This is a genomic window from Cronbergia sp. UHCC 0137 (assembly GCF_034932285.1).
Taxonomy (GTDB): Bacteria; Cyanobacteriota; Cyanobacteriia; order Cyanobacteriales; family Nostocaceae; genus Cronbergia.
The window spans coordinates 7569-18526 of record NZ_JAYGHC010000081.1 but is presented as its reverse complement, the minus strand read 5'-3'; the positions used below and the strand labels follow the sequence as shown (position 1 = coordinate 18526).

Annotated in this window: 13 protein-coding genes and 1 pseudogene; 9 read left to right on the top strand and 5 right to left on the bottom strand. The window is 38.7% G+C overall.

The features are described 5' to 3' along the window. Window positions 1-23 precede the first annotated feature (23 nt). Window positions 24-2147, bottom strand: a complete 2124-nt coding sequence (locus tag VB711_RS25030; RefSeq protein WP_323289143.1) for an ATP-binding protein — start codon at window positions 2145-2147, stop codon at window positions 24-26. A 771-nt stretch (window positions 2148-2918) separates the two neighbouring features. On the opposite strand from VB711_RS25030, the gene VB711_RS25025 reads away from it, so the two are divergent. Further along, on the top strand, window positions 2919-3164 hold the full coding sequence (locus VB711_RS25025; RefSeq protein ID WP_323289142.1) for a hypothetical protein: 246 nt from the start codon (window positions 2919-2921) through the stop codon (window positions 3162-3164). A gap of 10 nt (window positions 3165-3174) precedes the next feature. Next, window positions 3175-4218 (top strand): hypothetical protein, encoded by a 1044-nt coding sequence (locus VB711_RS25020; RefSeq protein WP_323289141.1) that lies wholly within the window; start codon window positions 3175-3177, stop codon window positions 4216-4218. 70 nt (window positions 4219-4288) lie between these two features. On the opposite strand, the gene VB711_RS25015 is transcribed toward VB711_RS25020, so the two are convergent. Beyond that, window positions 4289-5041, bottom strand: coding sequence for an MBL fold metallo-hydrolase (locus VB711_RS25015; RefSeq protein ID WP_323289140.1), 753 nt, complete (start codon window positions 5039-5041; stop codon window positions 4289-4291). A 37-nt stretch (window positions 5042-5078) separates the two neighbouring features. Beyond that, a complete protein-coding gene (locus tag VB711_RS25010) occupies window positions 5079-5207 on the bottom strand; it encodes a hypothetical protein (protein ID WP_323289139.1) in 129 nt (42 codons plus the stop codon). A gap of 36 nt (window positions 5208-5243) precedes the next feature. Between VB711_RS25010 and VB711_RS25005 the strand changes: the two genes are divergently transcribed. The 4 genes from VB711_RS25005 to VB711_RS24990 all read left to right on the top strand — a co-directional run bounded on the left by VB711_RS25005 (window position 5244) and on the right by VB711_RS24990 (window position 7396). Further along, window positions 5244-5384, top strand: a complete 141-nt coding sequence (locus VB711_RS25005; RefSeq protein ID WP_323289138.1) for a hypothetical protein — start codon at window positions 5244-5246, stop codon at window positions 5382-5384. Then, complete coding sequence (locus VB711_RS25000) at window positions 5368-5550, top strand: hypothetical protein (protein WP_323289137.1); 183 nt, start codon at window positions 5368-5370, stop codon at window positions 5548-5550. The genes VB711_RS25005 and VB711_RS25000 overlap by 17 nt, the downstream gene beginning before the upstream one ends. A 237-nt stretch (window positions 5551-5787) precedes the next feature. Further along, window positions 5788-6291 (top strand): universal stress protein, encoded by a 504-nt coding sequence (locus VB711_RS24995; RefSeq protein ID WP_323289136.1) that lies wholly within the window; start codon window positions 5788-5790, stop codon window positions 6289-6291. A gap of 418 nt (window positions 6292-6709) precedes the next feature. After that, window positions 6710-7396 carry an NYN domain-containing protein gene (locus VB711_RS24990; protein WP_323289135.1) on the top strand — a complete coding sequence of 229 codons (687 nt, stop codon included), beginning with the start codon at window positions 6710-6712 and terminating at the stop codon, window positions 7394-7396. A gap of 64 nt (window positions 7397-7460) precedes the next feature. Here the strand turns inward: VB711_RS24990 and VB711_RS24985 are convergent. Together VB711_RS24985 and VB711_RS24980 are read right to left on the bottom strand one after the other, a co-directional pair. Beyond that, window positions 7461-7760: pseudogene (locus VB711_RS24985) on the bottom strand (RsmE family RNA methyltransferase); the annotation flags it as partial. A 142-nt stretch (window positions 7761-7902) separates the two neighbouring features. After that, window positions 7903-8604, bottom strand: a complete 702-nt coding sequence (locus VB711_RS24980; RefSeq protein ID WP_323289134.1) for a response regulator transcription factor — start codon at window positions 8602-8604, stop codon at window positions 7903-7905. A 329-nt stretch (window positions 8605-8933) separates the two neighbouring features. On the opposite strand from VB711_RS24980, the gene VB711_RS24975 reads away from it, so the two are divergent. From VB711_RS24975 to VB711_RS24965, 3 genes are all read left to right on the top strand, one after another. Then, window positions 8934-9452 carry a phycocyanin subunit beta gene (locus VB711_RS24975; RefSeq protein ID WP_323289133.1) on the top strand — a complete coding sequence of 173 codons (519 nt, stop codon included), beginning with the start codon at window positions 8934-8936 and terminating at the stop codon, window positions 9450-9452. Between the two features lie 59 nt (window positions 9453-9511). After that, window positions 9512-10000 (top strand): phycocyanin subunit alpha, encoded by a 489-nt coding sequence (locus tag VB711_RS24970; protein WP_323289132.1) that lies wholly within the window; start codon window positions 9512-9514, stop codon window positions 9998-10000. A 79-nt stretch (window positions 10001-10079) separates the two neighbouring features. After that, window positions 10080-10913, top strand: a complete 834-nt coding sequence (locus VB711_RS24965) for a phycobilisome linker polypeptide (protein WP_323289131.1) — start codon at window positions 10080-10082, stop codon at window positions 10911-10913. Window positions 10914-10958 lie beyond the last annotated feature (45 nt).

Below are 10958 nucleotides of genomic sequence, written 5' to 3'. Positions count from 1 at the left end.
TAGTACATTTTTAGCGTCTGTCATCAAAATTTCTCCTTATTTACGAGATCAGCGATCGCACTCACTAATTCTTCTGCTACGATTGGTTTTGATAAATGTAACTGAAATCCTGCCTCAATTGCCTGATGTTGATCCCATTCTCCAGCATAAGCAGTCAAAGCGATGGATTTTGGGATAGCTGGAATTTCTCCACTTTGTTCACCTTCCCAACTTTTCAGTTGACGCATTAGTGAATAACCATCCATTTCCGGCATACTAATATCACTAACTAACACATCTATATCTGTCTGTGCTAAAACTTCTAGAGCTTTAACCGCAGAATTGACAGTAATTACATTTGCGCCATCTTGCTGTAAAATAAAAGCTAAAAAATCACGAGAATCAGCATCATCATCTACCACTAAAATTCGCACCCTATTTAAGGTTAAATGTGTAGTCGTTACATCGGAAGAATCAATATCTTCAAGTATCATATCTGGATGATCATTTTTCACCAGAGGTAGTCTGACAATAAATGTTGCTCCTTGATTTAGACCGGGGCTTTCGACTGTGATAGTACCACCATGAATTTCGACGATATTGCGTGCGATCGCTAATCCTAAACCCAATCCACCAAACTGTCTAGTAGCACTACCATCAGCTTGGCGAAAATAATCAAAAACATAGGGCAAAAACTCTGCACTAATTCCTTTACCTGAATCACGAATAGAGATTTGAGCATAGCCATTAACCTGTTCTAAATGTATATCTATTTTTCCTCCTTGAGGTGTAAATTTAACAGCATTAGAAAGTAAATTCCAAAAAATTTGCTGTAACCGAGTAGCATCACCCAAAACTTGAGCAAGATTGGCTGTAAATACAGTATTTAACTGAATCAATTTACTGTCTGCCGCTAAACGGATTATTTCTATTGCCGACAAAATAGTAGATTTTACATTCACATTTACTGTATTTAAAACCAGTTTCCCCTGTAAAATTCTGGAAACATCTAGTAAGTCTTCAATTAGTTTAACCTGCAATTTAGCATTACGTTCAATTGTTGCTAATGCTTGTTCTGTTTTGGCTGGATCGAACTTCCTAGTTTGCAATAACTGAGACCAACCTAAAATGGAATTAAGCGGTGTGCGTAATTCGTGAGAAAGTACAGCTAAAAATTGATTTTTAATTCGATTAGCTGTTTCTGCTTTAGTCCGTGCAGCTTGTTCTAATTCCAAAAGATGAGCGCGTTGTTGTTGTATTTCCTTTTGTTCATGGATATCTGTACAAGTTCCGAACCACTTGACTACCAAACCTTCTTCATTTTTCAGTGGTAAAGCCCGTGCTAATTGCCAACGATAAGAACCATCATTTGCTCGTTTAAAGCGGTATTCATTCTCGTATAAACAACCATGTTCAGTAGCATTTACCCAAATATCATAAGCATTTTGTATATCATCTGGATGTAATGCCGCTAACCATCCAAAACCTAACGATTCTTCAAAAGTTAATCCTGTATATTCACTCCAGTTTTTATTAAAAAAATCACATTCTCCCTCAGAATTACTTGTCCAAACAAGTTGAGGGATTGCTTCAACCAAGTAACGATAACGTTCTTCACTTTCGCATAAGGTTTCTAAGATACGTTGTAATTTCTCATTAGTATTAGTAATTTCTTGAGTGCGAATTTCAACTAAATCTTCCAAATGATTCTGATATATTCTCAGTTCATTTTCTACTCGACATCGCTCTACTATTTGTGTTTGTAGTTCTTGATTGGCTTCTTTTAGTTGAGTAGGACTGGGAATTGCTAGGGCTTTTGGCACTAATGGTACAAGTTCTACTGCTGTAACTAAAGAGATCAATGCTGTAAGTGCCTTGATTGATCCTGCCACCCAGTAAATTGGATTCCAAATAGTCCAAACTTCTAATAAATGAGTAGTACCACAAGCGATGATAAATGCACTAAATAATAGAAAAATCCAAGAAAAGGGTAAATCCTTACGTTTTTGGACAAAATAAAACAAGGTAATGGGAATTGAGTAATAAGATAAAGCAATGATTGAGTCAGATAACAGGTGTAGCAAAACTAAATTAGTTTGCCATAAATAACAGTGTCCATGTGGTATAAACGGCGTTGAGAAAAGAAAGTTATTCCATGATTCTTGCATAATTTTCAATAGATAAGTTCTGTATTTTCAGCATCTTAGGTATACATTCATGCAAAAACTAAACCAAGAAAATGTTTTCCATTAAGGTAATTTAAGGTACGCTTATTAATCATAAATTAAATTTTTATTTATGACCTATACAAAGTTCGCTTAATTAAGCCAAATTTATTCTTTAAGCTACTTGATCTCAATGAATATCATTTTTTCAGCTATTTACAGCCCATAGATATAAAGACTATGAAAATGTTCTCTTGTAGGGTGTGGTTCGGCAAGCTCACCAACCACATCAGACCCAATAATTGAGCGTATAACAGATTTTCTCTATCTGACGCACCGCACTAATACGGGATAAAAAAAACCTTAAACTAGGCAATTTCGTTTATACATATCATCTGCATTTGGTACAGTGAGAAAAAAGATATTTATAACCTCAAAAAGTTACTCACGAACATTTTTATACTTGTAGGATAGATGTTCCCCTTTGTTTCACTTAGAGAGGCTAGACTAACAGCTATTCCGCAAAAGAATAAAAAAATTTTAAAGAATACCAGGGATAGATGCTTTTTTCGTGATCTAGTGTTCATCTGTTTAAAGAAGGTTCGATACACCTGACTTACTCAAGCATCTGGCTAGGTATGGAATCAAACTACTCCTATGACTTTGGAGATGATTTTCATGATTTTTAGAAAACTTGCAGTAAAACACACACTGAAATAGTTTTGTTTGCTTGAATAGCTATATTAAGAGGACTGAAATTCGCGACTATTGATTATGGCCACCAAACTGATTGATGTTAGAGAATATACTGTTAGAGCGCATAAAAGGCTGATTCACACTCGTGTTTTTAACTTTGTCTGTAAGGAATGTAATCAGACTACAAAACGCGAAACCTTTGGACCTCGACCCTTGTATTGTGAAAGCTGTCGTCCTCCCCAATCACCGAAAAGATCATCACAGGAGTCTAGAAAAGCCAAGCCTAGACCAATGACTTACAACAGTGAAACCGATTTACATTGATTGAATTGCTATGAATACTAAAGAACAATTACAAGCACCTCCAGAAACATTTATCTCACCGTTGCTGGAATTAAGAGATTATTATGCGGGACTGGTAGAAAAGTATGAACGTCTATTTGTGCAAGCGCGATCGCAACTTGATCACACCGAGGCTTTATTATCTAATTGGGATGTTCCTGACGACAATCGACAGTTTTCACAACTGGAAGGGAATGATAAAACCCTGGCTAGTTCCTCAGAAAGCTCTATGTTATTCCTTTCGTCTCATCACAAGTCTGATATTGACCTATTGGAATCTATAGAGTTGGAACTTGAAAACTCCCACAAATTACACCAGCAAAGTTCCACCTTTACTTCTACAGAATCTCTAACCTACCCAACTGCAAAAACATCATTAGAAGGTCAAGATCCTTTCATTAAGGGAGCAGAAATTCCCATGCTACCCCAGTATGACTCTCTAACCCGAATGGAAGCTCTCAAAGACCTAATGCAAGATTATGCTGGTACGGTCTGTCATATTGATTTTATTGTGCGATCGCTCTACGGTGAGTTAGAATCAACTATCTTCAGAATCGTCAAAGGTAGAGTCCAATCTTCCCTTACTCAAGGTCGAGAAAGAGGTTACTGGACATCTATTCCTAATGAACCTGGTTGTTACACTCTGGATTTAAGCCTACTAACTACAACTAATAACAATGGCTTCCCTCAGAGTTTCAAACCCAAACGCAAAAAACCCTTCATCATCCCCAAAACTAAAGTAGTGCCAATGCGCCAAGTCTTTGAAGGTCAATTTTTAATTGATGCTCTCACCTCTTTTTTAGAGCAAAACCCAGGACAGGTTTTTAATGTTGCTGAAATAGTCAATGGGATTTATGGAGAACTCAATTCTCAACAACTCAGAGAGGTAAAAAACAAAGTGTTAAATGAATTATCTAGAGGTCATCGCACTGGTAGATTTTCTCGAGTTCCTCACCAAATTGGTTTATATACTTGGGATGCAAAAATGATCAGCAGTTCACAATTCCAAAATAAAACCTATACTCCACACATCTGACATTTAAGCCTAAGTAGCCTAAGTAGGGTGGGCAATGCCCACCAAAAAGAAATAATAGGCTGGAGAAATCCTAAAAAGCTACCTGTTCACCAGGTAATGGTGCTATCACCTTAGTTGCTAAATTGTGTTTCTCTAATAATGAACGAAAATCCTCAACACTCCCCTTAGCTTGCAAAAATTTCACTAACAATCCTTCAAATACAACATCCCCTCCAGCGGCCGTTGGTAACATTATTTGAGGTTGCAATAATTTAGCGACTTCTACAGCACTATTCATACCTTTAATAATTGGACCCAACACAGGTAAACCTAAATCTATTATTGGTGTAATTACCACATCCACTGGTGCAACCTGGCTCAATTGGGGAGAATGATATCCATGAGGCTCGTAATAAAGCGTTGAATTACTTCCTAGCTCTTTGAGGAGATAACCATTTTCTAGTAAGGTGGGTCCAATGGGTGAACCAGGAAAAGCCTGAATTTCTACCTGATTATTCAAGGTAAATGTTTCACCATGAGCAAGAGTAATCACTTTGGTATAACCCAGAGGCTTTACTACCTTAGCCGCATTGGGAGAAGCTACAATTGGGATACTTTTGTCAAGCTGCTTGAGCGTTTGTGGGTGAGCATGATCTTCTAACCCCTGAGACAATAAAATCAGGTCAATATTATCTGGAATTGGTCTTTCCTGGAGTCGTGAACCTTTAAATAACCAATCCAGATTGCCGAAAGTTAATGAACCAACTAACCAAGGGTCAATTAGTATTCGCTGTTTGCTAATTTCTATCAGCCAACTATTGCTATCTAACCAAGTGAAGTACATATTTTTAATTGGTGATTGGTGATTGGTGATAAATTAATTATTCCTCCCCTACTTCCCCTACTTCCCCTACCTCCCCTGCTTCCCCTGCTTCCCCTACTTCCCCTGCTTCCCCTGCTTCCCCTGCCCTGACAGGTGTAGGTTTTTTACAATCAAGAAGAGTTGGCAAAAAGAAGTGAGAAAATCAAGCAAAAGATAGGCGTGTATGGTGGGAGAAAATGCTAAAAAAAGAGCAACTCAAACAATGATTACGGATAGTATCAGAGCATCTGCCTCATTTGACGATACCACAGGCGATCGGTTTGGCGATTTGGAGCTTTGGAATGGTGATGACCAAATCGAGTAGTTTAACTCAGGTAGCTCATTTTATTGCTAGTATCAATGGGCAAAAGCCAAATACAGTCAGACAAAGACTCAAGGAATGGTATCAGGAAGCTGAAGCTAAGAAAGGGAAACGGAGGAGAACATTAGATGTAACTAACGAATATGAATTAAATAAAGTGCAAAAGTAGGGTGTGTAAAGCCCTTCGGGTATGGCTACGCTAGAGCAACAGCGTAACGCACCATTCCAGGTTAAATCAGAATTGCAGGTTATTAAATTTGCGCTCCTAAGTGTTTTGCCTCATTGTTCATCTAAGTGTTGAGTTTACTACCAGCAGGTAGAGATAGGATAGCACTAGCAATGGATGCCTCACCCCTCACCTGTCAGGGTAGGGGAGGAATAATTAATTTATCACCCATCACCCATTATGTTTAACAAAATTTTAGTCGCACTAGACAACTCAGAAACAAGTCAGTATATATTTGAACAGTCCGTATTTTTGTCCAAAGCAACTAACGCATCTATGATGCTGCTTCATGTTTTATCTCCCTTAGAAGATCCTTACCTTAACCCGGTGTTTTTGCAATCAGGAACTATCTATCCTACCTTGAATACTGAAGCAATGAATAAATATATAGAAATCTGGAATGAACTCAAAGAAGAAAGACTAACTTGGATGCGATCGCTGTCAAAACAGGCTGTTAATATGGGGGTAAATACAGACTTTGTTCAAGATATGGGTGATGCAGGACGAATTATCTGTAAATTAGCCCTAGATTGGCAAGCCGATCTAATTATAATTGGGCGCAGGGGAAGAACTGGCATTAATGAATTATTATTAGGCAGTGTCAGTAACTATGTACTACATCATGCTTCCTGCTCGGTTTTGACCATCCAGGGTTTCACTTCCCTCCCCCTAGTCAATACCTAAAACACCCAAAAAAGTTTCTGATTAATCTTTGATAGGACTTACGCACTGTACAAAATGCAGATGATATGTATAAATGAAATTTCCTAGTTTCCGGCTTTTGTCATCCCATATTAGTGCGGTGCGTCAGACTCGATAACTCATTCACAATCAACAGAAATTTGACATCTGACCCACCTGACGACTAAACTCGTCATTTTTGGTTTGACAGACTACTGAAAAAATATTTGCTAAAGTCTAACAAGACTAAAATATCATGAATGCTGCAATTAGCAGAGTATTAACCAGTTCAAATTAATTAAATTAATTAGCACAAATCCTGGCTTCAGAAAAATTCCTGTTACGGTGATGGAGTTAAGGACAATCCTAACTATCGTCGTTTTATTTAACAAAACCACCATTTTAACATCTAGAGGTATAAATGAACTTTAACGAGCTTAACAAAAAAACAAATGAATATAAAGAACTTAAAGAAAAACCTCAATGGCAAGGAACACAACCGACAAAATCAGGAATTAAGAATCGAGAAGCCAAGCCAAGAGAGGCTATAGCTAACCAATCCCTAAGTGATGAACTCAATCGTGGTCGATTAGCAATTTTCATTGATGGATTAAGCTTATTTCATACAGCCTTGCAACTTGGCATTGAAATCGACTATGTTAAACTACTTTGTTGTTTAACTAAAACCTCTCGACTATTACGTGCTTTCTTTTATACCGGAGTCGATACCAACAACGAAAAACAACAAGGGTTTCTTCTGTGGATGCGTCGGAATGGTTATCGTGTAGTTGCTAAAGACATTTTTGCAATTGCAGAAAACGGCAAAAAACCAAATCTGAATGTAGAACTTGCTGTAGATATGATTACCTTAGCCCCATATTACGATACTGCCGTATTAGTGAGTGGAGATGGGGATTTAGCCTATGCTGTCAATGCTGTTAGTAATTTAGGATCTAGAGTGGAAATCATTGGACTACAAACAATGACTAGCGATAGCTTGATTGATGTTGCTGATTCATTCATAGATTTTGACAGTATTAAACAATACATTCAGAAGGATTCACAGATTGGCTATACTTATCGCACTACCTCCAATGCTCAATTTTAGCTTTTGATATTTGACCTTACGCACCCTACACAGTACAAAGGTGGGCAATGCCCACCCTACTTTTTACGCCCAATTCCGTACAAATTCGGATGACATCATCAAAGCCATTTCCCTTTGGTAACGCTACTATCAAAGTGATAGATACAGGTAACTTAGTTTTCACCTCCAGTAACTCTAAAACCTTTCCTTGTTCCCCTTCTAATTGTGATAACCACCATTTACCCTTTCCATCCATGGCAATAAATTTATCACCTTCCCCCAACCTTAATACTCTCAATAAATAATGTTTTTGTTGAGGTGTTAATAAAATTTCTGTTGCTTGGAGTTGGGAAAGATTAACAGTAATGCGTTGGAGTTGAGACATAGAATTTTAGATTGAGGATTTTTGTTTTTCAGTACCTAATACGCAAAGTCTAGGCTATATATAACAAATAAGGCATAATTTTAAACATTATTGCCTGTTTCCTTCTCCTAAAATATACCATTTATTTGGCACGATTACTTATTTATCCTCTAACACTAAAAGGCTTTTCAGTCAAAGATTTAAGACGATAACCCATACCGTGCATAGTTTCAATAAAATCTTCCGGTGCGCCAGCCGCTTTGAGTTTCTGGCGTACACTTCTGAGATGAACTTTCACCGTATGTTCATCAGGAGATGCTTCAGTTGGCCAAATATGTTCAATAATCACACTGCGATTCAAGACTCGGCGACCGTTTCGCAGCAATAATTCCATGAGACTATATTCTTTAGGAGTAAAATGGACTGGATGACCGTCGTAGCTTACCTCATAAGTGCTGGGGTTTAGTTGCAGATATCCCCATTCTAGGATAGGAGGAGAGCTAGTGTTACCTCGACGCAACAAAGCGCGAATTCTGGCAAATAATTCACCTAAATCCACAGGTTTAATGATATAGTCATCCGCACCGACATCTAAACCAGTAATTTTATCAGTGATTGTATCGCAGGCCGTGATCATTAAAACAGGCATTTTATAACCATGCGATCGCAACCGATGACACAGAGTAATACCATCTATTTCCGGTAACATTAGATCCAACAGCATTAGATCATAGTTTAGGGCTTTGGTGCAATCCCAAGCGGCCTCTCCATCTGTGGCAATGTCAACGACATAAAGCTGGTCTGTTAGTGCCTCTGCCAGGGTTTCCGCTAAACGAATATCGTCTTCAACTAAAAGAATTCTCATCAGAGTATATGCCTAGAAAGCAAATCTTATTCATAACTCTACAGGAAAAATGCTAGGTTGATTAACGGTTAGATTGGCGAATTTTAGCTACAAAAGCGGCAAAAAGCCGAATTTTTTTGATCATAAATACAAAATACTTCTTCTGAATTTGCAATACTTCTTCACACATTCAATTGCGAATTGTAAAGATTCTAGTTTTTCTACTAATCTTTCCGATTTATTTACAATTTCCTTACCTATTTATTTACAACAGACCCATTAATCTTCAATCAAGGCGGGTAAAGGAAATGTCTACTTTCCAAAACCTAAAAATTTAGGAGAAATTGAAGATGCTTGATGCTTTTTCTAGAGTAGTTGAACAAAGCGATCGCCAAGGCGCATATTTGAGCGACGATCAAATTAATGCTCTCTCTGCTATCGTTGCAGATGGCAACAAACGCTTAGATGTTGTTAACCGTTTGACCAGTAATGCTTCCGCAATTACAGCCAATGCTTATCGCGCATTAGTAGCTGAACAACCCAACGTATTTGGTCCTGGGGGTGCTTGTTTCCACCACCGTAACCAAGCAGCTTGTATTCGTGACTTAGGCTTCATTTTACGTTATGTTACCTATTCCGTAGCTACTGGAGATTCCAGCACTATGGATGATCGTTGTTTGAACGGTTTGCGCGAAACCTACCAAGCATTGGGAACACCTGGCGCTACCGTTGCTTCCGGTATTGGTAAAATGAAAGATGCAGCGATCGCCATTGCTAACAGCAACGCTGGTATTACCCGTGGTGATTGCAGCAACTTAATGTCTGAAGTAGCCAGTTACTTTGACCGTGCAGCAGCAGCAGTTGCTTAATTGTGAATTGAATTTTGAATTGATCATCCATCATATACATTTTCGGGAGAATTTTAACCATGAAGACCCCTCTAACCGAGGCTATTGCTGCTGCCGATTCTCGTGGCACATACTTAGGCAACACCGAAATGCAAGCTATTTTTGGTCGTATGAGCCGCGCTCAAGCTGGATTGAATGCTGCTAAAGCCTTCAACCAAAACGGTCAAAAATGGGCTGAAGCTGCTGCTAACCACGTTTACCAAAAATTCCCCTACACCACCCAAATGCAGGGATCTCAATACGCTTCCACCCCAGAAGGTAAATCAAAGTGTGTTCGTGACATCAGCCACTACCTCCGCACCATCAGCTATTGTTGTGTGGTTGGTGGTACAGGACCATTAGATGAGTATGTCTTAGCAGGCGTAAAAGAATTTAATGCGGCTTTGGGTTTATCCCCCAGTTGGTATGTAGCCGCATTAGAATTTGTCCGCGACAACAACGGCCTATCTGGTGACGTAGCTGGAGAAGCAAATATTTACCTCAACTATGCTATCAACGCATTGAGCTAAAAACTTACAGGTTAAACGAGTAAGGGGAAAGGGAAAAATACTTTCTTTTCCCCTTATTTGATCATAAGGAGTTAAAACCATGACCCTTTCAATGGAACAGAGGTTAGGCATCAGTGCAGTTTTAGACACAAAAATCGAACTGCGCCCTAATTACAGCGAAGACGAATTACAACAAGTCTTCAAATCTGCCTACGAGCATATATTTGGACGCGAACGAGTTTATCTTGGTGGAACCTTTGCTAGTGCAGAAGCAATGCTGAGAAACGGACAAATTAGTGTACGCCAATTTGTGCAAACATTAGCAAAATCCGAATTTTACAAAGAGCGCTTCTTTTATAGCAATTCCCAAATTCGGTTCATTGAACTGAATTATAAACATTTGTTGGGACGCGCTCCCTACGATCAGTCAGAAATTGCCTATCATGTGGATATCTATGCTGCTCAAGGTTATGATGCAGAAATAGACTCCTATATTGATAGCATGGAATACACCAGCGCCTTTGGTGATTCCACAGTTCCCTACCTCCGGGGATTCAAATCAATTCCTGGCATGAAACAGGTTGGATTCAACCGCCTATTTACACTGTATCGGGGTGATGGTAACAGCGATAATGCTGGCTCAAAAAGCCCCCGCCTACGGCAACAATTAGCGATGAATTTGCCTAATGTCATCATTCCTCCCACCACATCTATTAGGTTTTTATCTGATATTGGTTTTGGACAATTAAAGAGTTCTCCCCCTCGCGGAGACAACCGGATGTATGTGATGGAAGTTATCGCTGGTGGAGTTGGTACTAAAGTAGCTGTTCGTCGTAGCCGACAGTTATACAATGTACCTTTTGATCAACTTTCCCAGAGATATCAGCAAATTCACAAACAAGGCGGCAAAATTATCAGCGTCAGACCTGTATAAAAGTAGTTGGTGATTGGTGATTAAAAACAATTATATGATCACCAA